The sequence below is a fragment of the Rhizobium centroccidentale genome (genome assembly GCF_030182565.1).
Classification (GTDB): Bacteria; Pseudomonadota; Alphaproteobacteria; order Rhizobiales; family Rhizobiaceae; genus Rhizobium.
In genome coordinates this window covers 348044-373626 of record NZ_JAQJCG010000001.1, presented here as the reverse complement: position 1 = coordinate 373626, position 25583 = coordinate 348044, and the positions used below count along the sequence as shown (strand labels likewise).

The 25583-nt window shown below is 58.2% G+C and carries 22 protein-coding genes and 1 pseudogene; 13 read left to right on the top strand and 10 right to left on the bottom strand.

Annotated features, from left to right (window positions below):
• Window positions 1-12: 12 nt before the first annotated feature.
• Both PH562_RS01630 and PH562_RS01625 read right to left on the bottom strand, forming a co-directional pair.
• Window positions 13-906 (bottom strand): VOC family protein, encoded by an 894-nt coding sequence (locus PH562_RS01630; protein ID WP_285171131.1) that lies wholly within the window; start codon window positions 904-906, stop codon window positions 13-15.
• A gap of 3 nt (window positions 907-909) precedes the next feature.
• Window positions 910-1962, bottom strand: a complete 1053-nt coding sequence (locus PH562_RS01625) for an amidohydrolase family protein (RefSeq protein WP_285171130.1) — start codon at window positions 1960-1962, stop codon at window positions 910-912.
• A gap of 124 nt (window positions 1963-2086) precedes the next feature.
• Between PH562_RS01625 and PH562_RS01620 the strand changes: the two genes are divergently transcribed.
• The 3 genes from PH562_RS01620 to PH562_RS01610 all read left to right on the top strand — a co-directional run bounded on the left by PH562_RS01620 (window position 2087) and on the right by PH562_RS01610 (window position 5436).
• On the top strand, window positions 2087-2803 hold the full coding sequence (locus PH562_RS01620) for a GntR family transcriptional regulator (protein ID WP_113233082.1): 717 nt from the start codon (window positions 2087-2089) through the stop codon (window positions 2801-2803).
• Between the two features lie 429 nt (window positions 2804-3232).
• Window positions 3233-4510, top strand: a complete 1278-nt coding sequence (locus PH562_RS01615) for an MgtC/SapB family protein (RefSeq protein ID WP_285171129.1) — start codon at window positions 3233-3235, stop codon at window positions 4508-4510.
• A gap of 131 nt (window positions 4511-4641) precedes the next feature.
• Window positions 4642-5436 carry a transporter gene (locus PH562_RS01610; RefSeq protein ID WP_285171128.1) on the top strand — a complete coding sequence of 265 codons (795 nt, stop codon included), beginning with the start codon at window positions 4642-4644 and terminating at the stop codon, window positions 5434-5436.
• Window positions 5437-5480: 44 nt separating this feature from the next.
• On the opposite strand, the gene PH562_RS01605 is transcribed toward PH562_RS01610, so the two are convergent.
• From PH562_RS01605 to PH562_RS01585, 5 genes are all read right to left on the bottom strand, one after another.
• Complete coding sequence (locus PH562_RS01605; protein ID WP_285171127.1) at window positions 5481-6620, bottom strand: HlyD family secretion protein; 1140 nt, start codon at window positions 6618-6620, stop codon at window positions 5481-5483.
• Entirely contained in the window at window positions 6617-6922 is a 306-nt protein-coding gene (locus PH562_RS01600) for a DUF3302 domain-containing protein (RefSeq protein ID WP_285171126.1), read from the bottom strand. Before PH562_RS01600 ends, PH562_RS01605 begins: the two co-directional genes overlap by 4 nt.
• 243 nt (window positions 6923-7165) lie before the next feature.
• Window positions 7166-8608 (bottom strand): DUF1254 domain-containing protein, encoded by a 1443-nt coding sequence (locus PH562_RS01595; RefSeq protein ID WP_285171125.1) that lies wholly within the window; start codon window positions 8606-8608, stop codon window positions 7166-7168.
• Window positions 8605-8784, bottom strand: a complete 180-nt coding sequence (locus PH562_RS01590) for a hypothetical protein (protein WP_285171124.1) — start codon at window positions 8782-8784, stop codon at window positions 8605-8607. Before PH562_RS01590 ends, PH562_RS01595 begins: the two co-directional genes overlap by 4 nt.
• A gap of 85 nt (window positions 8785-8869) precedes the next feature.
• On the bottom strand, window positions 8870-10231 hold the full coding sequence (locus tag PH562_RS01585; protein ID WP_285171178.1) for a DUF1254 domain-containing protein: 1362 nt from the start codon (window positions 10229-10231) through the stop codon (window positions 8870-8872).
• A gap of 262 nt (window positions 10232-10493) precedes the next feature.
• On the opposite strand from PH562_RS01585, the gene PH562_RS01580 reads away from it, so the two are divergent.
• The 10 genes and pseudogenes from PH562_RS01580 to PH562_RS01535 all read left to right on the top strand — a co-directional run bounded on the left by PH562_RS01580 (window position 10494) and on the right by PH562_RS01535 (window position 21991).
• The gene (locus PH562_RS01580; protein ID WP_285171177.1) at window positions 10494-11705 is read left to right on the top strand and encodes an alpha/beta hydrolase; all 1212 of its coding nucleotides are present in this window, start codon (window positions 10494-10496) and stop codon (window positions 11703-11705) included.
• Window positions 11706-11894: 189 nt separating this feature from the next.
• Window positions 11895-13537: pseudogene (locus PH562_RS01575) on the top strand (arylsulfatase).
• 68 nt (window positions 13538-13605) lie between these two features.
• Window positions 13606-14583 (top strand): AAA family ATPase, encoded by a 978-nt coding sequence (locus tag PH562_RS01570; protein ID WP_285171123.1) that lies wholly within the window; start codon window positions 13606-13608, stop codon window positions 14581-14583.
• The gene (locus PH562_RS01565; RefSeq protein ID WP_285171122.1) at window positions 14580-15536 is read left to right on the top strand and encodes a DUF58 domain-containing protein; all 957 of its coding nucleotides are present in this window, start codon (window positions 14580-14582) and stop codon (window positions 15534-15536) included. Before PH562_RS01570 ends, PH562_RS01565 begins: the two co-directional genes overlap by 4 nt.
• Before the next feature lie 2 nt (window positions 15537-15538).
• Window positions 15539-16063, top strand: a complete 525-nt coding sequence (locus tag PH562_RS01560) for a DUF4381 domain-containing protein (RefSeq protein ID WP_285171121.1) — start codon at window positions 15539-15541, stop codon at window positions 16061-16063.
• Entirely contained in the window at window positions 16050-17039 is a 990-nt protein-coding gene (locus PH562_RS01555; RefSeq protein WP_285171119.1) for a vWA domain-containing protein, read from the top strand. The genes PH562_RS01560 and PH562_RS01555 overlap by 14 nt, the downstream gene beginning before the upstream one ends.
• A complete protein-coding gene (locus PH562_RS01550) occupies window positions 17036-18583 on the top strand; it encodes a vWA domain-containing protein (protein WP_285171118.1) in 1548 nt (515 codons plus the stop codon). Before PH562_RS01555 ends, PH562_RS01550 begins: the two co-directional genes overlap by 4 nt.
• Window positions 18580-19881, top strand: a complete 1302-nt coding sequence (locus PH562_RS01545; RefSeq protein WP_285171117.1) for a BatD family protein — start codon at window positions 18580-18582, stop codon at window positions 19879-19881. The genes PH562_RS01550 and PH562_RS01545 overlap by 4 nt, the downstream gene beginning before the upstream one ends.
• A 119-nt stretch (window positions 19882-20000) precedes the next feature.
• Window positions 20001-20966, top strand: a complete 966-nt coding sequence (locus tag PH562_RS01540) for a formylglycine-generating enzyme family protein (RefSeq protein WP_285171116.1) — start codon at window positions 20001-20003, stop codon at window positions 20964-20966.
• An 11-nt stretch (window positions 20967-20977) separates the two neighbouring features.
• The gene (locus tag PH562_RS01535; protein WP_285171115.1) at window positions 20978-21991 is read left to right on the top strand and encodes an HAD family hydrolase; all 1014 of its coding nucleotides are present in this window, start codon (window positions 20978-20980) and stop codon (window positions 21989-21991) included.
• 210 nt (window positions 21992-22201) lie between these two features.
• On the opposite strand, the gene PH562_RS01530 is transcribed toward PH562_RS01535, so the two are convergent.
• From PH562_RS01530 to PH562_RS01520, 3 genes are all read right to left on the bottom strand, one after another.
• Window positions 22202-23182, bottom strand: coding sequence for a SphA family protein (locus tag PH562_RS01530; RefSeq protein WP_483315304.1), 981 nt, complete (start codon window positions 23180-23182; stop codon window positions 22202-22204).
• A gap of 100 nt (window positions 23183-23282) precedes the next feature.
• Window positions 23283-25121, bottom strand: a complete 1839-nt coding sequence (locus PH562_RS01525; RefSeq protein ID WP_285171114.1) for a tetratricopeptide repeat protein — start codon at window positions 25119-25121, stop codon at window positions 23283-23285.
• On the bottom strand, window positions 25118-25411 hold the full coding sequence (locus tag PH562_RS01520) for a hypothetical protein (protein ID WP_113233137.1): 294 nt from the start codon (window positions 25409-25411) through the stop codon (window positions 25118-25120). Before PH562_RS01520 ends, PH562_RS01525 begins: the two co-directional genes overlap by 4 nt.
• Window positions 25412-25583: the final 172 nt, after the last annotated feature.

Below are 25583 nucleotides of genomic sequence, written 5' to 3'. Positions count from 1 at the left end.
CTACTGGGCGCGTCAGGCGCGAGAAAATCCGATGGAAATCTGCGCCTTCTTGCAGGCGTCGCTTTTTGGAGGCGCAATGCCCCAATGATCCGTCCGGCCGGGCGGCCAGACCCATTCCTCCGGCCCTCTGAAGCGATAGCTGTCGTCTACCTGCAGGACTTCAGTGGTGTATTCGATCACCACGCCTTGCGGATCGACGAAATAGGCAAAGACGTTGTCGCCCGGTCCATGCCGGCCGACACCCCAACCGATCGGATAGCCGTGATCGACGACGCGACCGGAGCCTCTCATGACAGATTCGAGATCGGGCATCAGGAAGGCGACATGGTTCAGCCCATTGACCGGCGCCTCGGCCAGCACGACCGCATGATGGTCGTCATTGCAGCGCAGGAAGGCCATGAGTTTCGATCGGTCCGTCAGACGGAAACCGAGGACATCGCGATAGAAGTCCGAAAGCGCCTCGATCTCGGCGCTGTTGATATTCACGTGGGCAAGACGCTGCGGCCGGTTGGCAACGACGATACCCTGCTTGCGGCGGTCGCCATACACAAATTCCAGCACCGAGCCTTGCGGCTCACGGATGACGAAACGTTCGCCGCCAGCCGGACCATCGGCGGATCCGATTTCACGCAGCACAGCGCAGCCTGCGGCAACGGACTTTGCAAGAAGCGACGCTAGCGTTTCAGCTGTGCCGACGCGAAAACTGATCTTGCGCAACTCCGAGCGGTCGCTTTGCTTTAATTCCAGCACATGAAAATCATCGCCCGTTGCCGCCAGGAAAACTTTGTCCTCCGCTTCGGCGACGACATCCAGGCCCCAGATGCGGGTATAAAAATCGACAGACGTCGCAAGATCGGGCGTCCCCAGTTCCACGCTGCGCAAAGCGATGACAGGAAATTCAGTCATGGATCAAACCTCGTCCAAACCCAGGAAAGCCCGCGCGTTGGCAAATGTCAGGCGCTCGCGCAACTTTGCGTCCGCGAACGCTTCCTCGATGCGAGCGACGGGCTCTTTCTCCCGAAAATTGAAAGGATAGTCGGTTCCAAGCAGCACGCGCTCCTCCCCGAACACGGCGACCAGGCGGTGCAGCATGTCCGCATCGAAGACCAGCGAATCCACATAGAGATGTCGCGCCTGCACTGCGGGGCTCTCTTGCATAATCTCGTTGAGCGCCGGGAAGGCTGAATAACCCCGTTCCAGCCGCGGCAGCAGCGAGGCAAATGTGCCGCCGCCATGACTGAAGGCGATCCGCAGTTTTGGGAATTTCTGAAGTAGCCCGCCAGTGATCACGGATGCGGCTGCCAGACCGACATCGGTCGGATATCCGAGCACCTGCTGAAGCGGAGCCGGCCCGAGCAACCGCTCCATGCCCGTCGGGCGCACCGCATGCACGAAGACCGCCGCATCAAGCTTCTCCGCCTCCGCAAAAAAGGAATGAAAACGAGGATCGCCGATCGGCACGCCATTGATATTGCTGCCGATCTCGACGCCGCGAAAACCGAATTCGCCGACAATGCGGTGCAGTTCAAGGTTGGCAAGATCAACATCCTGAAGCGGAAGCCCGCCAAGGCCGACGAAGCGCCCCTCGTCTTCGGCAACGATCGCGGCAATCGCGTCGTTGACATATCGGATAAGATCGCAAGCTGCGTTCGTTTCGATCCAGTAACCGAAAAGTTCCGGCATAGGCGACAGAGCTTGCACCCGGATGCCGGTCCTATCCATCTCTTCCAGCCGACGTTCGGCGACCCAGCAGGCATCGCCGACCGTACGATAGGGTTTGTCATCGATGACGACGGTCGAATGACAGGCATCAGCGGCCACCATCGATGGCCAGCCGCGAACCGCTATACCGTTAGCCTGAGCCGGAAAGCGGGCAGGCACTACATGACAATGGACATCGATACCACGGCAGGTGCAGCCACTCATAAAGGTGCCGCGCACCCCTTTTTCCGCTCCGCTCATTGAATCCTCCCTCGTCAACGTCCGTCATAATGTACAAACTTTTCCTCGTAAAGATAAAATTTATAAATTTCTCTCTGCCGATCCATCGTGTATATAAAAAGCGATTTGCACGCCAGAGAACGCCATGAACGTCAACCTGCTGAAAAAAGGGGCGGAAAGCCCCGCCACATTGGCAACCAGCATCTATGAGCGCCTGAAGGCCGACATCCTCTCAACGCGCCTGGAGCCCGGCCGGAAGCTGCAGCTGCGCTTCCTGATTGAGCACTATGATGCGGGCCAGACGCCATTGCGCGAGGCGCTGAACCGATTGACGACAGAAGATCTCGTCATCGGAAAGGAACAGCGCGGCTTCTTCGTCAAACCGATCAGCCTGGACGAATTGCACGAGCTGACGAAAACACGTTGCTGGGTGGAGACGCTGGCGCTGCGTGAATCCATGGCGAATGCGACGCCCGACTGGGAAGAGGCACTTTTAGTCGCCCATCACCGATTGGAGCGTACCCCACGCTCGCTCAATGCGGAGCGGTTCGAGGATAATCCGGAATGGGAAATGCTTCATCGCGCTTTCCATGCCCTGCTGATCGGAGGCTGTGGGTCAAAACCCTTGATAGGCTTTTGCGAGCAGCTTGCCGATAGGCTCTACCGCTATCGAGCGCTTTCCATCCGTAAAGCCTTTCGCGTGCGCAAGGTCGGTGACGAACATGCAGCGATTCTGAAAGCCGTGCTCGATCGGGATACCGCAGAAGCCGAACGCCTGCTGCAGCTTCATTATGAAAAAACGGCCGACATCATCCGAGCTGATCTCGGCGCGACAAATAACGACGCTGCCGCTACACGTTAGATGGCTGACGCGGAAATGGAAGTATTGGATATTTAACGGTCTCACACTGGGAAGTCGCCGCCGCTCGGCTGTTCAACGCTCTTGAAGGGAACCGATATGAACCTGGGAGCCCAGATCCAGCCGCCCCGAACGGGTTCGGGTCGCGAGGCGATTCGCTCTGCTGTAAAGCGTACAGCCATTTACGCAACAATGGCGCAAAACTGAAAGTTTTTTGCGACAACCCTAAGTCACGGTGAGTGCAAATGCTCGCCACAGGATTAAAATGTCCCTTCGCAGGCTCGCGGATTTTGGCTAAAAGACTGACAAGATCATGCTCGCATCGCTTGCAATCACAGCCAGCTTAGTCAAGCGGAGCTGGTTGGCTGCAGCATCCTTTGTTGTCACCATCAGTGCCACAAAGCATGCGGCACGGCTCCGAAAGGAATTGGGATGGAGAGCATAGAACCTTTCGAACGACTTGGTCTGGCGCTCGCTATTGGGGCGATCGTCGGTGTCGAACGCCACTGGCGAGAACGTGACGAAGGCGCAGGAAAGCGAACCGCCGGGATCCGCACCTTCATGATCGCGGGCATGCTCGGCGGCCTTTCAGGAGTCATCGAACAGGCGCTTTCCGAGCCGCCGGCACGAGACGGCCTGGTCGTCGTTGCCATGTTCGCGATCTTTAGTGTGATCTTCGCCCTTTATCAGGTTCGAGAGTCGATCGCTGAGGGAAATTTCAGTGTTACGACTGTCGTCACTGCCATGACAACGTTTGCCCTGGGAGCCCTGGCCGTATTGGGTGACACGCGATTGGCAGCAGCCGGCGGCGTGGCGCTGGTGGCAATTCTGGCCAGCCGAGAGATATTGCATCGGTTTGTTCGCGCCCTGAGCTGGAATGAATTGCGATCGGCGGTGGTTTTTCTTGCCATGACTGTTATTGTTCTACCTATCCTGCCGACTGCCCCGCTCGGCCCGTTCGGCGGAATTTCCCCTTCTCGGACTTGGCAGTTGGTAGTCCTTCTCGCGGGGATCTCCTTCGTGGGTTACGTAGCCGTCAAAACGCTTGGGCAAGTTCGCGGCGAACTCGTCTCGGGCGCAGTCAACGGCTTGGTGTCGTCAACCGCGATTGCCGTCACGAATGCCCGCCTCAGCGCGGCAGGGCATTCGGCCGCGCTGCTGGCTGCCGGCGCCACAGCCGCAAATACCGCCTCCTACCTCAAAGTCCTTCTTTATATAGCCATCCTTGCCCCCTCCATCGCCGGTCGCCTTGGAGCATCCCTGGTTGCCGGTGCCTTGGTGATGGCAGCATTTTCATTGCTGTTTGCGAGGAACAACACTGCTGAGCACGCTCAATCCGGCACACGAAATCCGTTTGAACTGCTTTCCGTTTTGAAAACTGCCCTCCTGCTTGTAGCCGTGGGTTTTCTGGCCAGGGCCGCGGCGGCCTGGTTCGGAGAATCCGGTTTGCTCGTCATCTCGACGCTCTCGGGTCTCGCAGATATTGACGCAATTGCCGTTACGATCGCCGGCCTCCTTGACACAATAGGCACCGAGTTTGCTGCAATTGCTCTCGGCGCAGCCGTCATTGCCAATACAACCGCAAAGGTGGCATATGCTCTAGCGTTGGGTGATCGCGCCTATAGTGGACGCTTTACCTTGGCCAGCGTCTGTGCGCTCCTAGCGGGCATGGCTATGTTCAAAGCGACGCCGATGATCGGGTGGGTATGAATGGAATACTTGCCGAAATAGCGGTCAGCGGGCCGGTTGTTCTGAGGACCGCTGTTACGGCAGCATTTACGGTAACGTACTTCCCTCTCCCGCTTTGAATGCCAGTATGGCAACATCATCGGGAGCAAAAAATGAACCGCACCATCTTCCTGCTAGCGCTTGTCTCAGCGACACCTGTGCTCGCCGAAGACGATGTGGACGAACTGGCACGGAAGGTCTCCAATCCCGCCTCATTCATGGTGAGTGTTCCGGTTCACAGTGATTTCGATATCGGTCGCTGGGGTGATGGCAAAACCTATTCCGCCACGCTCGACATAGAACCGGTCATTCCGTTTGCACTGACCGATGATTGGAACATGATCTCCCACACTGACATCCCCATCGCCTATAGCGATCCCGTTGGCTCTGCCGGCGGGCGGCTCGGAATCGGCGATATCAGCCAGAATCTTTCCTTTACGCCAGCCCACCACGGCCCCCTGGTCTGGGCGTTTGGACCGGAATTCTCATTGCCGACGGCAACGAATGATCGATTCGGGACGGGAAAGCTTTCCATAGGACCTTCGGGGCTCCTGCTACTGCAGACAAAGTCGATGAGCATTGGTCTGTCGGCGGACCATCTATGGTCGGTGGCCGGGGCTGGCGGCAGGACACGGGTCAATACGACGGAGATCCAGCCTTTCCTGGCTTGGCATATTGGGCAGGGACGGACGATCTCGACCAATATCGACTTTTCGTACGACTGGGTGGCACACGACTATACGCTGCCCATATCCCTTTCCTTCTCGAAGATCATGAAATTTGGCGAACAGACGGTGAGTGTGTCGTTCGGTGCGAAATACTGGCTCGAGGGACCGAAAGATGGACCGCAATGGGGCCTGAAGGCAGGGCTTGTCTTCCTTTTTCCGCAAAAGACAAGCGGCAGCTAGACGGAACCCGCTCCAAAAGTCTTCTGCAAGCGGTCTAGCCCCTCCTAACGCTCGAAAACGAGATAGTTCTCCCAAGCCTTGATCCTCAATAGGATCCTGCGGATGATTGCAAACTCGATCCAGTGGTCGGTATAGACCGCAACCTCTGCGGTGGCCCCGCCGGGCAGATTGAAGCGTGAGACATCCTCGACAATATCGACAATCAGCATCACCCGACCCTCGCCGAAGGGAGGGCTTGGCGAAAGCAGCGTTCCGGAGGGCTCAAGCTGCCCTTCGGCCATATATTGCAAGACATTTTCGACCTTCCCTTTGAAGACGCGGCCGGGGATGCCGGCAAAGGAAATTTCCGCTTCATCGCCAACATTCACCCGCTGCAGCGCAACCTGATCAAAGGACGCGGCAAATATCCTGCGGTCCGTATGAATGAACGTCATAACCGGCTTTAAGGGCAATGAGACAGCCATCATCCCAGGATGAAGGAAGACTTGCGTGGCGTAACCGTCCGTCGGTGCCTTGTAGACGCTCTGCTCCAGCTCGAATTCTGCTCTGGCAAGTTCGGCCTCGAGCTGGGCAACATTGGTGTCGACACCATCCACCTTGTTGTTGGCGACCAGTTCTGCCTGTTCGGCCTGGGCCTGTGCGGTGGCAAGCGACGCCTCCGCGGCAATGTAGGCGTTGCGCAAATCCTCGACCTGCTCGGTGGAAAATGGAGATCGTGTGGGATTTCGATTGGCCGCCGCGTGGCGTTCATAATCGTTCTTGGCCCTATCACGGCTGGCAGACGCCGCGTCGACTGCGGCATTTGCCGCCTTTAGAGCCGCCTGTTGCTCGGCGACAGCCTGTTCTGCCGCTGCCAAAGCCGCTTTCTTGCGCTTGACGGCATATTCGAATGGACGGGGATCGAGGCGAAAGAGCACGTCCCCTTTCTTAACCGGCGTATTGGCCGTAACCGGCACGTCGATGACCTGCCCGTTGACGGTGGGGCTGATCGGCGTTGCGTAAAAGTAGATACGCCCGTTGGTCGAGAAGGGATGATTGTAGCTCATGAGCACCACTATCCCACCGACGAGGAAAAAACCGGCAACAACCGCCGTCGTAACAGTCCACTTTGTCAAGGGAACGCGCAGAAACCGAAACAGCACGACGCAGATAGCAATATAGATGAGGCAGAGCAGCGTGGTCATTCGACGGGCGGCCTCCGTGCCATGAGCTGCTTCTCCAGCTCGGCGACGCGTGCCTGCAATTGCGTATGATCAGTGCCCCAGCTAAGATCAGGCCGATAGGCCATCGCCCAGATCCACAGGAAAGGCCAGATTGCATGCAGCGTGAAGAGGCTGACCCATCCAGCTGCCATGATCGCATCCTGATGAGGGTGATTTCTCGCCTTTGCGATCTCATAGGGAATATCGTGGATCGCAATCAAACCATAGACGAACACCAAGATGACCAAGATGAGGATTGCAAGTGCGATATAATCCAGGATCATCGTTTCTGCTCCGCTTTGGCTCCCGTTCTTGCATGGCAGTGCCGCTCTCAATCGGCATACGGGATTGTAGATCTGCAAGGCCGCATTGAGCGATGACCTTGCCGATTTACAGCCTTGGCGCGACTTCGCGCCGGAAAGCCAGAGCGTCCCTGGCTTTCCGGCCGATTCATCCCTTCGGATGACCGATCGTATGACACGCGATGCCTTCGCGCGCTGACACATCCACGAGCCGACACGGCGCCCCTATTTCACCTCGACGAAGTCAGCTGGCTTCCAGGTACCGTCGAAGGCGGGCTTGTCCGGGCCGTAGATACGAATATAGGCAAACCAGCCTCGTCCGGGAACGGTTTTGATCCATCGGCCCTCCTGGCCCTGAGGGGCTGTCGGTCCGAAGTAAAGATCGACCGCATCGCTGCCCTTGACATCCTTGAGTTCGAACAGCGAGCGGAGCGCTGCCTTGCCCTGGTCCGTCTGAACCTCCGATCGGGTTTGCGCGTCATAGGCCGTGACCGACCAGAAGAGCTTGCCGGGAACCGGCTGCGGGATCGACAATTTGTAGGTCTTGCCACCATCAAGCCAGGCGCCCGATGCGTCGCGCGCTCCCAACCAATAAAGCGAGCCTGCGCCTGCGGTCCGTCGGAACATCGCCGGTGAGGTGACGATCGCCTGCGCAAACCAGCGATCGCGCGCTTCAAGATCGACGCCCGCCCGCGTCTCGAATTGGGCGCTGCCCGGCACCAGACCGACCCATTCCCATTTGCGGTCGGACCAGGCGATCTTGTCGGCGCGGCCGCTGTCTAAGGCCGAAACCAGAAGCTGGTCGCGTCCATCTTTCGCAGCCTTCTCTAGGATCGCTTTCATCCGATCGTCGGGTTTGAAGTCTTTGCCCTTTTCGATGCCGAGTGCCTGCAGCAATCCGTACATCGGCAGGAATTTTTCGACGACCGGCTCCTGCTGAATGATGTCATTCAGCTTCTGCCAGAACTGGATATTGTCTTCCCATTTGAGAGATGTGCTATCCAGATCCATCGTGGTGGTATCGACGAACTTCAATCTCTGCTTTGGATCCGCCAAAGGATAGACCTTGATCGCTTCGAGCGCTTTCAATGCCTTATCCTGATCACCTCCGACAGGAAGAGCACGCACTGCGAGCAGGTTTTTGTAGGTCGGTGTTCGCCCAACCAGATATCCCTTCGGGATCTTGCCCCGATAGTCGGGACCGACGATCAGGTGTTTTCCGCCCTTGCCCGCATCCGGCCCCGGTAATCCCATATCGAGAACCCAGCCCTGATTGTGGTCGTTGACCAGACCGATATAGGCGCCTGGCGGCAACTCTACGACAATAGGCCCCTTGGAGACATCAAGGGTTGCCGAACCGTAAGGCGTATCGGAATTCAACGTAAAACCAATCTGCCGCGGCCCTGCGGCGGCGCCGCCCATGGCTTCATTGTCATTAATGCCGACGGCGCGGTTACCATTAAAGATGCCTTCAACCGACACCGTCGGATACCAGAAGCGATAGGCGACGAGCGCGCGCTGAAGGTCGGCATTGTCTTGCGCCCTCGCACTCGTCTCAGCAGTCGGATAGCCCTGGTCGAATTTATAGGTCGCAGCTGTCTCCTGGCTGAGCGCAGCGGAGGCAAGCAGCGACGAAAGCAAGAAGGCGGTAGCGAAATTTCGCTTCATGATCGGTCTCCGTTCGAACTTTGCGAAAGGGTTGGTTCGGGTAATTTGACCTCGACGAAGTCTTCCAGCTTCCAGGATTGATCAAACCATGGCTCCGCGGCGTAGAATTCGAGCTTGCCGATCCGGATATCAACGCTGCCCGGCGTCGTAATCTGCACCGGAATTTGTGTGGTCATCTCATAATCCGCAGCCTGTGCGGCGCCGGCGAGAACGCAGATGAAGGTAGCTGTGGCACATGCTCTCGTCTTTATGCATTCCCCCTCACTTGATTTTTACGACGTCGTCAGGCTTCCAGCTCTTGTCGAAGAAGGCTTTGGTGGGACCATATGCGCGGAACATCAGTTCGAATTTCCGCTCGGGATCAGTGGGTATCCAGTTGGCCTCTTTACCTTTTGGCGAGCTCGGCCCGAAGAATAGGTCCACCGACCCGTCGACATTCTTGGCAAGGCCTGGGATTTGGGAAGAACGGCTTGCGCGAGACATATGCTTGATTAGCGCGTGCGTCTCGCGATCATAGGCAGTCACGGACCAGTATTGCTGCACGGGTACGTTCGCGGGCAGATGCAATTTGTAGGTCTTGCCGCCGTCAAACGGGTGACCGTCCTTGTCCCGGATCGAAATCGAGTAGAATTGACCAGCCCCAAGCCGCTTGATGCCGATATAGGCATAGCTGTAGGCGACGCCGCGATGATCGACGGGATATGCGTCCGGCTCGTCAAAGTCGGCTTGCGCGGCTTTGATCAGATCGAGGTATGCCGGGAAGGTCCAACGGCTCGTGTCGGAGAAAAATGGCGGCAGGCCTGCATCGTATTTCGCCTCAAGAAGCGCCCGCGCTTCATGAATGCCGGCGGTCAACAGCGAATTCATGGTCGCGTCCGGATGAAAGGGCTTGCCCTTTTCGATGCCGATCGACCTGAGCTGATCGATCATGATCCGGTCGCGGACAAGCCACGGCTCTTCCTGGATGACTCGGTTGAGATTGTCGTAGAAACTGGCATCCCACTTGATGGTGGAATCGAAAAGCACGTTCTTCACATCGGTAAAGACGGTCTCGGGCGGGGCGCCGGCATCCGAAAGGGAATAGACCTTGAGCTTCTTTCCGTAGTCGATCGATGCCTTGACATCGGCGTCATTATGACTGGCAAGGTTCGATCGGAACAGCATGTAGCCGCCGTAGACTTCCGATCGGAGTGGGATGTAGCCTTCCGGCGGGTTTTCCTTATACCCCGGGGGCAGGATCAGGAATTTTCCGCCCTTGCCCTTGTCGATCCCGAGCAGCCCGGCATCCTCCAGGGGCAGTTGCCATGCTGTCACAACATTGCCGTTGAAAGAGGCATTTCCTTCCGCCGGTGGAAGATCAAGTACGATCGGGCCGTCTTTCGTGGTGAAGAACACCATGAAGTAAAGCGCATCGGGATTGGGCGTAAGGGTCTGGTTTTTCCAGTCAAGCGGCCTGCCCCAATAGATCACCTGGCCGACTTTTCCGGGCGTCTTGTTCAGCATCTCCTGCCGCATGAGATCGTAGTTGACCGCAGGTATTCCCCAAACCGCGGCCTGCACGGCCTTGCGCTCTATTTCGTTGCTAAGCGTCCTATGGGCCGCTTCTTCAGCGCCATGGGCCAGATTCGCGACAAATAGAAAAAATATGAGGATGAACAGTCTCACGATGATGCTCTCCCAGCTTCTATTCGCGAGAGAGAAAACCAAGCCAATCGCCCACGGAAGTACGCAACGGTAAATGGTATGCCAGACCGCGTAAATTGACTGCCGTTTACAGTTGCGTACTTACACGCGCGCGCGTGATTGCTGATGGTGCCGGCAATTCAACAATGGAGCGCCCATGTATCGACACCTGGCCCCAAACAAGGTCATTCGCATGGTACGGATGTGTCGGCGCCTCACCATCGCCGCATCGCTTCTGCTTTCGGGCTGCGGCCATCCCGCTGGCGTGATGACGCCCATCGCGCTTGGTCCTGCCACCTTGAAGACGTCGCAGGTCGACATGTTGGTGGCAACGACCCGGCAACCCTCGGGCAACCCGGCAACATTGTTCAATGGCGAACGCAGCCCAAAGCCCTATTTGACGGAGATTGCCGTCTCGATTCCAGCGAAGCGGGATCCCGGCACGGTCCAATGGCCAAAGCGCCTGCCACCCAATCCAAGCACGGACTTCGCCGTCACGCGTGTCAAACAGATCGACACGGTCTTGGAAGGCAGGGCATGGTTCAAGCAGCATGTCGAGGATGGTCACGCCCTGGTCTTTATCCATGGCTTCAACAACAAATACGAGGACTCGGTCTTCCGATTGGCGCAGATTGTTCATGATTCTCGCATGAAGGCGACGCCGATCCTGTTCACCTGGCCTTCGCGCGCGAGCCTGTTTGCCTACGAATATGACAAGGAGAGCACCAACTATTCTCGCACGGCACTTGAACAGGCGCTACGCATCCTGGCGCAAGATCCGAGCGTCAAGGACATCACTATCCTTGCCCATTCGATGGGAACATGGCTTGCTATGGAATCCCTACGCCAGATGGGGATTCGCGATGGTCACGTCGACCGCAAAATTCGCGATGTGATCTTGGCTTCCCCGGATATCGACATTCAGGTTTTCGCCAAGCAGTTCGTCGAAATGGGCCGTCCCCGGCCCAAATTTACGATCTTCGTCTCTCAGGACGACCGCGCCCTTGCCGCTTCCAGCTTGATTACCGGACGCGTCCAGCGACTGGGTGCCATCAACCCGACCGAAGAACCTTATCGCTCACATCTGGAAAAGGCCGGGATCACGGCAATCGACCTGACGAAGGTGAAAAGCGGTGACAGCATGAATCATGGCAAATTCGCCGAAAGCCCGCAGATCGTCCAACTTATCGGCCAAAGACTGATGACGGGCCAGACACTGACGGATTCCAACGTTCCCCTCGGAGAGGGCGTTGCTGCCGTTATCGGCGGCACGGCAAGAACGGTCGGAACGGTTGCCGCTACGACGATTTCGGCGCCACTCACCGTTGTCGAACAGCCGAGAAAGAGCCGTTCGCAAACCGACGTCGGCGCAACCTTGACTGAAGACCCGGACTCAAAGCCGCTGACGCAATAAGTTCTTCGTATTTTACGGCAACATTTACTACGAACAATGTGCCCATTTACCGTTGCGTACTTCCGTGCACGTACATAAAGACGAAGTCTCTCCTTGCGTCGACTGACGACGATCCAGATGTGGCGGCATCCGTCCGCCCGACGACAGGGAGACCGTAATGTTCAACGACCGGATTGCCAGGGGGTCACAATGACCTCCGTTTCCAGAAAGCTCTTTTCCGCGACGGTTGCCGTCGCGATGACCTTGACGTCGACGACGTTCCTGACGTCGGCCCATGCGCAGACGGCGCCCGCTGGCACCACGGCGTCGGCCAATTCGGCCGCCTCCACCAGACCGAACATTCTTGTGATCTTCGGCGACGACGTTGGCCAGACGAATATCAGCGCCTATTCCATGGGGCTAATGGGCTATCGCACACCGAACATCGATCGCATCGCTCACGAAGGCATGCTTTTCACCGACTACTATGCCGAGAACTCGTGCACGGCCGGTCGCTCGACCTTCATAACCGGACAGGCATGCCTCAGAACGGGTCTGTGCAAGGTCGGTGCACCGGGTGCGCCGGTCGGCCTCCAGGCTTCCGACATCACCATCGCCCAGGCACTGAAGCCGCTTGGCTACGCCACCGGCCAATTCGGCAAGAACCACCTTGGAGACAAGGATGAATATCTGCCGACCAATCATGGCTTCGATGAATTCTATGGCAACCTCTATCATCTCAATGCCGAGGAAGAACCGGAACAGCCGACATGGCCGAAGGATGACAAGGAGTTCCTGAAAGCCTATTCACCCCGCGGTGTCGTGAAGGCTTCGGCCGATGGCAAGATCGAAGATACCGGTCCTCTCACGAAGAAACGAATGGAAACGATCGACGACGAGACGACGGGCGCCGCGATCGATTTCATAAAGAGGCAGGTTGAGCAGGGCAAACCGTTCTTTACCTGGATGAACACCACTCGCATGCACGCTTTCACCCATGTTCGCGCATCGATGCGTGGTCAAAGCGGCATGAGTTACAATGAATATGCCGACGGCATGGTTGAACATGACGGCGACGTCGGAAAGCTTCTAAAGACACTTGATGATCTGAAGATCACCGACAACACCATCGTGGTCTATACGACCGACAACGGTCCTAACCAATGGTCCTGGCCGGATGCGGCAACGACACCTTTCCGAAGCGAAAAGGACACCAACTGGGAAGGTGCCTTCCGGGTGCCTGCCATGGTTCGCTGGCCGGGTCGTATCAAACCAGACCAGGTTTCGAACCAGATGTTTTCCGGCCTGGATTGGTTCCCAACCCTTCTTGCCGCGGCAGGCGATGCCGACGTCAAGGACCGGCTGTTGAACGGCTGGAAGCCCGATGGCAGCAGTACGACCTTCAAGAACCATCTTGATGGCTACAATCAGCTCGATTATCTCACAGGCAAATCCGACAAGAGTGCCCGCAGCGAGTTCTTCTACTTCGATGACGACGGCAATCTCGTCGCGACGCGCTTCGACGAGTGGAAGGTTGTCTTCCATGAACAGCCCGCTCCCGGCGGGTTGCAGTTTGGCAGACGCCTCTCACGACCTGGCGCGTCCCGAAGCTATTCAACCTCAGGATGGATCCCTACGAACGCGCCGACGTCGTCTCCGACCAGTACAATGATTGGCTCGTGCGCAGTGACTTCCTTCTCGTAAAAGCTCAGCTGAAGGCCGCCGCTTTCCTGGAAACCTTCATCAAGTACCCGCCAAGCCAGCGGGGAGCCAGCTTTAACCTCGAAGGCGTCCGCGCTCAGATCGACAAGGCCATCGATCAATCCTTCAAGGATCGCGGCATCGAAAAGTGAAAACCCATTGTGCGGGGCGCGCCAATGTGCGCCCCGCTTTTTTCCTTCCAACACGAAAAGTCAGTTTTATGGCGGCACGTGACGATATTCTCGCGCTCGGCAAGCGCATCGGCCAGTCCATCATCGGGCAGGAAGCCATGGTGGAACGCCTATTGCTCGGCCTACTTGCCGATGGTCATCTTCTCGTCGAGGGCCTGCCGGGTCTTGCTAAGACCCGTGCAATCAAAAGCCTGGCAAAGAACCTCAATTCGGAGCTTTCGCGTGTCCAATTCACCCCGGACCTGCTGCCCGCCGATATCACCGGTTCGGAGATTTATTTTTCCGAGGGCGGCAAAGGCGAATTCAAGTTTCAGCAGGGGCCGATCTTTGCCAATCTGATCCTCGCCGACGAGATCAACCGCGCGCCTGCAAAGGTTCAGTCGGCGCTTCTGGAGGCCATGGAAGAACGTCAGGTCACGGTTGGCGGCAAGAGCTACAGGCTGCCCGATCTCTTCATGGTCATGGCCACGCAAAATCCGATCGAACAGGAGGGCACGTACCCGCTCCCGGAGGCGCAGCTGGACCGCTTTCTGATGCATGTCGAGGTCGGCTACCCCGACGAGGCTTCGGAAGCCGCGATCATGCGCCTCAACCGCGATGAGGAAAATGCCGCTCACAGCAACAACGCAGCCGTCACGACGGAACGCCTCGATCCCAATGCAATCTTCGATGCTCGCAAGGAGATCGGCATGGTCACCGTCTCCGATCCGGTCGAGAAATACATGGTCGCACTGGTCTTCGCGACACGCTATCCGGACCGCTACGACAAGGACCTGGCAAAGCTGCTGCAGGTCGGCGTAAGCCCCCGTGGCATCATCGGCCTCGACAAGGTCGCGCGGTCGCGCGCCTGGCTCCAGGGTCGCGATTATGTGACCCCGGACGATGTCAAGGCCATCGTCAACGACGTGTTTCGCCATCGCCTGATCCTCTCCTATGAGGCCCACGCCTCGAGCACGGGGGCCGATCAGGTGATCGACCGCATCACGGATCTGGTGGCGGTCTCATGAGGCCCGTTAAAAGAGCCCTTGACGACGACAGGGTCCACGTCACGACCGCCAGTCTCGTCGCCCTCGAGAGCCAGGCCCGTGATTTGAGGTTCGTGCAGCGTGCCAAGAGCCATCAACAACTCTCGGGCCGCACGCAATCCAGTCTTCGTGGGCGCGGCCTGATCTTTGAGGAGCTGCGCGAATATCTGCCCGGCGACGATATTCGCTCGATCGACTGGCGGGTGACGGCACGCACCGGAAGTCCCGTCGTCAGGGTCTATGGCGAGGAAAAGGAACGACCGACGACCATAGTGGTCGATCAGCGCATCAACATGTTCTTCGGAAGCCGTCGATCGATGAAATCAGTCACGGCTGCGGAAGCAGCCATTCTCTGTGCCTGGCGTGTTCTTGGCGCGGGTGACCGTGTCGGGGGCCTCGTCTTCAACAACAGCGCAGTCAGCGAGGTCAAGCCGCATCGCAGCCGCAATGCGGTCATTGCGCTTGCGGACGCGATCGCCGAGCAGAATATCAGGCTTTGCGCCTCCTCGCCGGACGAGCCCTCGCGATCGAGCCTCGACGACGTTCTCACTCGGCTTTCGAGCGTCGTCCACCATGATCATCTGCTGATCATCGTCAGCGACTTTGACGGCCACGGCGACCGCACACGCGATCTGCTCGTCAGGCTTTCCAGCCGCAACGATATTATCTGTCTGCTGGTCTACGATCCGTTTCTGTTGGAGTTGCCGAAACGCGGCGAGATCGTCGTCAGTGGCGGCGAACTGCAGGCCCAGCTTGCGCTTGGCCAGAGTTCCGTGCGCAGTGCGATCGATGCGTTTGCCCGCCGGCGCGGCAGGGAGCTGCGCGCCTGGCAACGGGAACTCGGTCTGCCGATGCTACCCATTTCGGCAGCAGAAGAAACGGCGCCGCAGCTGCGCCGTCTGCTCGAACAGGCCAATTGGCGGCAACGGAGATGATGATGGCGGAGGCAACGGTCAATCCGGACCAGATGGCAAGCGTCGCCTTGCGGTCGCTGCATGACATTTCCATGCCGCAGCCGGTTTCCTGGGTGCCGCAAACCTGGGGCTGGGCCGTCGTTCTCGTCTGCATCCTTCTCCTTCTCGTTGCCTATGGCTTTCGAGCCTTTAGACGCTACCAGCGCAATGCCTATCGGCGCGAAGCGCTGGAGCGGCTAAGAGTGATTGCAGAGACTATCCAGTCCCCGGCAATGCGCTGGCAGGGCATTGCCGATCTGGCCGAGCTCGTCAAGCGTACGGCGCTTGCCGGCTGGAGGCGCGAACAGGTTGCGTCCCTGACAGGCGCCGATTGGAATGCCTTCCTGGCATCAAGCGCGGATAATGGCGAGAGTGCTGCCCTCAAGCGGCTGTTCGACGACCTCGAATATCATGATCAGGCACCCTTTCAGCGCCTGCCCTCTTCGGAGCTCACGCTGCTGGTACAGGACGCTAGACACTGGATCGAGCGGCATCATGTATCAGCTTGATCTGCCCTGGCTGCTCCTCCTTCTGCCTCTGCCGCTCGTCGTGCACTGGCTTTTTCCCCCGCATCACGCCGCCTCGCCATCCGTCAGGCTGCCATTCTTTGAGGAAGTGGCGAAAGCTGCCGGCGTCACTCCCGCCCGTGGATCGGTCGCACCGAGACGATCACGATCTCAGGTCATCGTCGAAACGATTGCGTGGGGTCTGCTCATCCTTGCGCTTGCAAGACCGCAATTCGTCGAACCGCCCATCGAGAAGCTGGAACCTCAGCGTGACATCCTTCTTGCTCTTGATCTGTCACAATCGATGGATACGCGGGATTTTCCGGGCGCCGACGGCAAGCCCGAAGCACGTGTCGATGCTGTCAGACGGACCGTATCCGATTTCATAGAAAAGCGGGGCAGTGACCGGATCGGGTTGATCGCCTTCGGTGACGCCCCCTACCCGCTAGCACCCTTTACAATGGACCATTCCCTCGTGCGGACGCTGGTCGCCGGCCTGCTTCCTGGGATCGCAGGCCCGCGGACCTCTCTTGGTGATTCACTTGGGCTTGCCATTCGCATGTTCGAAAAGACGAGCGTGCCTGAGAAAGTCCTGATCCTGTTGACGGATGGCAATGACACGGCAAGCAAAATGCCACCGTTGAAGGCGGCGGAGATCGCCAAGGCAAAGGGCATTATCGTCCACACAATCGGCATCGGCGATCCGAAGGCGACCGGCGAGGAAAAGCTCGACATTGCGACCTTGCAACAGATCGCGGCAAAGACCGGGGGGCGCTACTTTTTCGGCAGCGATCAGCCGTCGCTTAGCACGATCTACAACGTGCTCGATGCTATCACACCGCAAAACCAGAAGCGGCTGTCCTGGCGGCCACGTGTCGAACTGTTTCAGTGGCCGCTCGCCATGGCGTTTTCCCTCCTGTCAGGATGGTACCTACTTACAGGGCTTGTTGGTTTCGCCAGGCGGAGGGTGGCGGCATGATCTCAGACCTCCATTTTCTAAGGCCGTGGTGGCTGATGGCGCTGATCCTGCCGCCGGCGGTCATTTGGCTATCGGCGCAAACGTTGGATATCAGGCGACGCTGGAGCGGCCTGATTGCGCCCCATCTCCTCGACAGCCTGCTGGTCGAATCCGATCAACGCGGCAATCTGAGGCCCGCCTGGTTGCTTGCGATTATACTTGGTCTTTCCATCCTTGGGCTGGCCGGTCCGACCTGGCAGCGTGAGGCGCCGCCTTTCCTGGCCGATACTGCGGCATTGGTTATCGCCGTCGACCTTTCGCCGACCATGGACGCCATTGATATCAGCCCAAGCCGGATCGAGCGGGCAAAACTAAAACTCCACGATATTCTGGCGACACGGCAGGGCGCCCGCACCGGTGTGGTCGCCTACGCGGGGACAGCGCATCTTGTCGTTCCGCTGACCGACGACAATGAATTGATCGAGACCTATACGGATGCGCTTGCGACCCGCATTATGCCCAAGCCCGGCAAAGATACGTCCGCTGCCCTCCATTTAGCCGACAGTTTGATGAAGGCGGAGGGCACGCCCGGCACCATCCTGCTATTGACGGACGGGATCGAGGAGGCCGCGGAAGCAGCCGCCAATCAGATCGATAGCAATCTGCTGGTACTGGGATTTGGGACAGCATCCGGAGCCGCCGTGAAGCCAGCAGACAGCGATGCCTCTTCACCCGATACCGCAGAAGCGCTGCATTCCGGCCTCGACCTCGGCGCACTGCGGGACATCACCGGCAGGATAGGCGCAAAGGTCGCGACCATGACCGATGATGACGCGGATGTGCGTTGGATCGCTCTGAACATACAAGCTAATTTCATACGCCAGAATACTGTGAACGGTGACCGCTGGCGCGATTTCGGCTGGTGGCTTGTGGTGTCGGCGGTGCTTGCATTTGCGCTCTCGTTTCGCCGCGGCTGGGTCGTGAAAGTGGCGGCTCTGGTATTAGCTATGCGTCTGATCGCACCGATCGACGCACAGGCTGCCGGTCTTGCGGACATGTGGCTAACTTCTGATCAACAGGGGCGTATGGCCTTCGAGCGCGGACAGTTCGAGCGGGCGGCAAGCCGGTTCAAGGATCCGAACTGGAGAGGCGTCGCCCTCTATCGGGCCGGCCGCTATCAACAGGCATCGAAAGCTTTTGCGATGTCGGACACAGCGGAGGCCCAGTACAATCGGGGTAATTGCCTGGTTCATACGGGCGAATTCGATGAGGCAATTGCGGCCTATAACAAGGCCCTGGAGAAACGAAAGCCATGGCCGGAGGCTGAGGCAAATCTGGCTATTGCCGAGCTCTTGAAAAAGAAGCAGCAAGAGGACGACGAGGAGGCACAGGAACCGAACGAAAAGCCCGATAGCATTCAGTTCGACGACAAGGGCAAGCGCGGCAAGGCAGGTACGATCAACATGGCCGAGCAGACTTCGCAGATGTGGATCAGGAACATCGCCGTAAGCCCGGCCGACCTGATGGCGCGAAAGTTTGCCCTCGAGGATCGCGGGGCGCCATGATGAGATGGTGGCTTTGCCTATTGCTGTCGGTGCCGACCGCCGCCATGGCTGCCGAACCGTTTGCTCGCGCGCGCATTGAAGATGCAAAGGCGATAGTAACGGGTCAGCAGGTGCATCTGACGGTCGAGGTCCTTGCACCGAATTATTTCACCTCACCGCCCCAGTTTCCCCTGTTCGACCTGCCGGATGCCATGGTCACCCTTCCGGAGGAGCGAGCGCGCACGGCGGTGCAATCGATCGACGGGACGCAATATTCCATGATCGCCCGCACCTATGTGATCGTTCCGGAGGCTGCGGGGACATTCGATGTTCCGTCCATCCGCATAGAACTCGGCTATTTCAGAGATGGCGCACCGGTTGAGGCGGTAGCAGCAACGCAGCCGGCCTCCTTCACCGTTGCAGCCGGCGTGAATGGTGCAGACGGAAGTACGCCCGCCGAGTTTGCGGCCCGTGACCTTGAGATCACAGAAACGTTCGACCGTGATCTCGGTCGGTTGAAGACTGGGGATACGCTTGTGCGGACAATCTCGATTACCGCCGCCGATACCCAGTCGTTGCTCATGCCGCCTATCGACTTCGGTTTAGTTGATGGGCTTCGCCAATATGTAAGGCAACCAGCGCTTACCGATAATATCGCTCGAGGTAGAGGTACGGTGAGCCGCCGAACAGAAACCATCGCCTATACCGCAACAGCGGCCGGGAGCTTCGCGCTCCCAAAGATCGATTATCCCTGGTTTGACCTTGACGCCCACGAGCCAGCCGTCGCCGCGCTACCGGCGCGGACAATCATTGTCTCGAAGGCGCCGGCAGTTGCTGGAATCGCCCCGGCTCTTCCCAATCGGGAAACGCAAGAGAGCTTTGAAGAACGGCGCGCCGTCGCCATTCGGATTCTTGGCGCCCTGTTATTGATTGGTCTTGCTTGGCGCGCACGTAGCCTCCCGGAAAAAATAGCCAAGACCGCGAGAAATGGGCTCACGCGCCTATCGCGGTCGCGCCGCTATCGGCTCCGGCGATTGAAGGCGACGATTGTGTCGGCCGAACTCTGCAAAGTCTATGTCGCGCTTCAGCAATGGAGCAGGTCGGAGGGCTATCATACGCTGCATGCATGGGCTAGCGCCCATCAGCCGGAACTGCCCGGCCATATACAGGCGCTTGAGGCCAGGCTCTTTGGCGACAAGCCCGATTATGTCGATCGAAAACGCATTGCAGCGCTGGTCGCAAGGGGAGAGAAGCAACGCTTGGTGCGAGCGTCAAGCCGGCACCTTCCCGCACTCAATCCGATCTCAAAGCCCCGCTAGCGCCATAATGGAGCGCCTCTACGGCGGGCTTACGTAAACGTTGCCGCGATTTACTGTTGCGTACTTACGCGCAGACATTGGGCTGAGCAAACATGGCCTCTCATCAACCGGAGGCGACGATGTCACTGGCGTTCGACTGCGCGGAACAGGAAGGGACGGCCCCTGCCGGCATGATATGGATACCGGGACAAACCTACAGGATGGGATCAAACGATCATTATCCCGAGGAAGCACCGGCGCATCTGGTCAAGGTGGATGGATTCTGGATCGACGAGACACCGGTCACAAATCGGCGCTTCATGCAATTCGTCCAGGAAACCGGTTATGTGACGATGGCGGAAAAAGCCCCGGACCCGAGGGACTATCCGGGCGCTCTGCCGTCGATGTTGCGAGCAGGCTCGCTCATTTTTTCGCAACCAAGGACGATTAACGGTCCAGATATCCGGCAATGGTGGACATTCAAGTTCGGAGCCAACTGGCGCCGCCCGCTTGGCGGTATGAGCGATCTTCGCGGCAAACTCGATCACCCTGTTGTCCATGTCGCCTGGACGGATGCGAAAGCCTATGCCGATTGGGCAGGACTGGAGTTGGCGACGGAAGCCGAATGGGAGCTGGCTGCGCGCGGCGGATTATCCGACATGGAATTTGCCTGGGGTGAGAATTTGGAGCCGGCGGGCAAGTCCATGGCCAATATCTGGCAGGGAACCTTTCCCACCCATTCGACCAAGCCCAAGGGTCAGGAACGCACCACGCCAGTACGGTCCTTCCCGGCCAACGGCTACGGTCTCTACGACATGATCGGCAATGTCTGGGAATGGACGGCAGACTATTGGAGCACCCGCCATCCGGAACCTGCGGCGCATTCCTGCTGCATTCCGAGCAATCCAAGGGGCGGAGCCGTCGAGGCCAGCTACGACCCTCGACAACCGAACATCAAAATTGCGCGCCGCGTATTGAAGGGCGGCTCGCATTTGTGCGCCCCGAACTATTGCCGCCGCTACCGCCCCGCAGCCCGGCATGCCGAACCGGAAGACACCTCCACGAGCCATGTGGGCTTTCGATGCGTGAGACGAATTAAAGCATAAGGAGAACTGCGATGAACAGAGCTCATGATAAGATCGAGGCGGCTCTCGCCTCCTTGATCGCGGGGCTGGCCTTGCTCCTGATTGGCGGCCTCCCCGCTCTGGCGCAGGAGCCATTGGCGTCATGGAACGACACGGCGGCCAAATCGCGCATCATCGATTTCGTCAAGGCGACCGTTACGCAAGGCGGTGAAGGCTATGTTGCGCCAGAGGATCGGATCGCTGTCTTCGACAATGATGGAACACTCTGGACCGAGCAGCCCTATTATGTGCAGTTCGGCTTCATGCTCGATCGCGTGAAGACGCTCGCGCCACAACATCCGGAATGGAAGACGAAGGAACCGTTCAAAAGCATTCTGAATGGCGACCTGAAAGGTTTGGCCAAAGGCGGGGAGATGGGGATCGTCGAACTGGCCACGGCAACCCATGCCGGCATGACGACCGATCAATTCAGCAAGATAGTCACGGACTGGTTTGTCAAAGCGACCCATCCGAAGACCGGCAAGCCTTATACGGACATGAGCTATCTGCCGATGCGCGAACTTCTTGACTATTTACGCGCCAATGGTTTCAAGACCTATATCGTGTCTGGCGGCGGCGTCGAATTCATGCGGCCGGTAACGGAACGCCTGTACGGCATTCCGCCCGAGCAGGTCGTCGGCAGCACCATCGCCACCGAATATGCGATCGTCGGCGATGTGCCGGTTCTCAAACGTCTGCCCAAGATCGATTTCGTGGATGATGGCCGAGGCAAACCTTCCGGCATCAACAAGTTCATCGGCCGCAAGCCGATCTTCGTGGCCGGCAATTCCGACGGCGACTATGAAATGCTGCGCTGGGTCACGGCGGCCAAGGGGCCGGGTTTTGCCATGCTCATCCACCACACCGATGCTGACCGGGAATATGCCTATGACCGGCAATCAGCCTTCGGCAAGCTCGACAAGGCTCTCGATGAAGCGGAGCGCCGCAATTGGCTTGTGGTCGACATGAAGAAGGACTGGAAGAAGGTCTTTACCTTCGAGCAATGACTTCAAGATCGCCGATTTCACCGACCTGCGGCACGCATGGGCTTCCTTGACGCAACGACATTTATCGCTGTGTCAGGAAGCCATTTCGCGACCTTACCAGGGCCGTCTGCCTTTGAGTTGGGAATTCAAGCCATGCTGATCAGGCGCCAATTTCGTCACCATCCTTCGCTTCAGCCGCTCAAGGATCAGCGTCCACGCATTTGAGGTCGCCTATTGTGCGGCTACCGGCTTGGTAATGGATAGCGGTACGGAGAAGGTGACATAGACTGCGTCACCCCCGGCGCGGTTTTTCGTATCAAACTCGTGGAAGTATTTTAGGCGCGTGGACACCGGCAGTTCGCCAACCTTGAAATTCCAGCCGATCGTCGCACCGATTGCCAGCGATCGCCCCTTGAAGCTACCGAGAGTGGCGCCTTCTCCGCTATCGCCGGTCACTTGCTGATAGTAGTAACCAACCAAGCCGGCGTCGAATTGCTCGTTGAAATGCTGGACCGCGGCCCATTCAAAATGAAACTCATTGCCAGTCCGATAATTCGTCGCGGGATTTTCAGCATTAAAGGTCATCCCGACCGTTCCAGATAGGTCGAGGCCGATCGAAGGATCGAGCCAGGTCAAGGAACCTGACACGTCCGCGCCCCAATGGTGAAACGCAACGTTGGAGATTTCGCCATTTTGATAGTCGCCGATCGGCACGTTGACCATAACACCAGTCTGCCAATGAAAGTTGCCGGCTTCCCAACCCAGCAGGCCGCTGACCACGGGATCGCCGACCGTGAAAACCGTGTCGGTCACGTTGCCGTCGAGGGTGCGCCCACGAGGACCAGTCAAGGTCACGTCCGCCGATGTCTTCATCCAGCCGACCGCCAGCGTAGCCGACAAACCAAATCGCCCTCCCGCGACATCTTCCGGAAGTATCCATAAAATGGTCGGCAGCTCGAAGACCGCGTTACCCTTGACACCGACGGCAACCTTGCCGCCCACCGGCAGGGATTTGCCCCCGCCCAGATCGCCTGAGTAGATGTAGATGTCATTCTGAAAATAGACGCCCGGCGGCGGCGTGATCCCCGCGGCGGGGCCTTTGGATCCGAGCAGATAGAAGCCAGTCCCATTTTCCGCTGCGTGGGTTGCGGCACCCGATAGCAATAAGGAAATGCTCGCAGCCAGCAGACGGGCCATATGATGCGACTTCATGCGTTTCCCCTCGAACACATCTACCAATCCCTACGATTGACGGCAGGATGGGGCGCACCAGCATTCCGTACAAGTACGCAACCGTAAATGCAGGCGTAAGTTACGGCCGGCTGCTGCTGGCGAACGCGGCAAAATTGGCGCCAGCCTTGGAAAGTCCGTTTTCGAGATCCGCTACGATCTGGGGCTGCATTCGAGCGGTCGCCATTCGCTGATGAAAAAGGCGTTCGAAATCGCGATCGCGCCCCACGGCATCATCGAGACGAGCATTGGCATCCGGTGCGCCGAGCTGGCCCAAAGCCGCCGCTCTGACGGCACGAACCATAAAGTCGGTGCAGTTGACCTGCTCCGCAAGCAACGATGCTTCCGACCAGTTACCGTTTCGATAGGCATCGAGCGCAAGCACCAGCATCGCATCGCGGGGCGGCGCATCACTCTCGTCGCTGGCCGTCCGCGCCAGATCCACGCCAGCCTTCCAATAGCCTGATGAGAATAGTACGAGCCCCATAGATGCCGCGACCTCGGGACTATGAGGATTGAGCGAGATCGCCCTATTGCCCGCTTCGATGGCGGCGTCAGTCCTGCCGTCGAGGAAATGTACCGTCATTAAGGCCATCTGTGCCCGATCGGACAATGGCGCAAGCGAGGCTGCCCGTTTCGCAAGCGCGAGCGCGCGAGCACGCGTAACAGCATCGATCGGGTGCCCGCGTGGCGATAACAGGACGCGGGCTAGAAGAGCATTCGCATCGGGATCATCAGGCACCCGCACTAGTGTGCGTTCCAAGCAGTCGGCGGCCGCCGTCGTATCGAGACTTCCCCCCTCGTCCAAAGCAAACTCCGCTCGAAGCACGCACGCGTTACCGAGCGCACCCTTTGAACTGTGCTGCATTTCGATGGTGTTGACGATGCCTCGGGTCGCTGCAATTCGTCTTGCCAATATGCCAGCCATCTCCTCCTGGACCGCGGCAACACTTCGACCATTGGCCTCCACCCGCTCGACGCCTGACTTCAGAAGGTCGCCGGAACTACGGTCGACAACTTGCCACCAAACGCTGCGATCATCGCTATCGCCATAGTATTTGATCTCGACATCGTAGCTGCGTTCGGTGCCACCCTTACGCACGGCAGCGAAGGTTGGTTTTGCCACCACAATTGTCTGAAACTGCGTGAGCGCAGTGAGCAGCATGTCCCGCGCGAGGCCAGCTTCGCCAACCATGTCGGGCGAGGCGGCCAACATTGTTACAGTCAGTGACGGTTTGGTCGTTATCGCCGGCGCCAGGCGCAGGAGGCCAGCAGCCGCAAGCAGGCCAAGTATCGTCAGTGCTGCTCCCGCGACCGCGATCCAATAGCGCCGACGCTTTACTGGCATGATCGCAAACCCCAGCCCCGACGCCTTCGTCGGACGGGCAAACTCGTTTGTGATAGCAAGGGTCCGATACTCTCGAACGAGCGGCGTCTTGAGAAACAGCGTTAGATAGCTGCCCTTCGGAATATGTATCGATACGCCCAGCTCCGCGCCAAATACGCTATAATAGCTTTCCAGACTGGTCCGCAGACGGCTGATTTCGATTCGAACGATGGGGTCGTTTGCAGCATCGAACCCGCTTGGTCGCCCCAAGACGTCAAGGGCAATGGAATAGGCCTCCACACCCTCTTCACATCCCGCGAGCCGGCGTTCGGCTAGATAACGGAGAATATCACGCTGTCGATCAGACACGCGAAACCTGTCGTCGCCGAGCAACCGCTCAAGCTCACGTCTCGCGCTGTCGAGGGAGGCTTCACGCTCTCCAATCTCGTGCGATTTGGTCCCCATATCCCCAGCCCTCACATACGTATATACTAATGTAGGACTATTGTATCTATAACTGCATAATGGATGGTTGCAATACAAATTGCGAACAAAACCAATGCGGGCTAAACCCACCCAGAGGCAACGTTTCAATCTGAAGCGTCTGATCCGCTTTGGAGAATGTGCTGGATAATGTCTGCTTCGATGTCGCGGCAGACAGCCTCGTATTCTACAACCAGACGATTGCCCTTTCCCTCCCGCTGAAATCGCTCTAGCGCAAGGCTTGCTTCCTCGTACGCTTCAAAAAGATCGTCCAATCTTCGGCTCTGTGCCGCGAGTATCTGAAGCCGTCCCCTTAACGCCGGCAGCTTGAGCATGAGCCGCCATAGACCGCGCTGTGCCGTTTTGCTCGCATGACCGGCTTCGCTGCCGCGCTTATCCATCGTAACGACGACCTTCCCCAAGGAGGTTTTCGATCGACTATGAGATCTCGTGCCGGAAAACGTAAGTACGTTACCGTAAATACCTTGCAATGGGTGCCGCACCGGCATCGTTTACACGGGGATTTACCGTTGCGTACTCGCGCGCCCGCGGCGAACATGACTTCATGGCAGC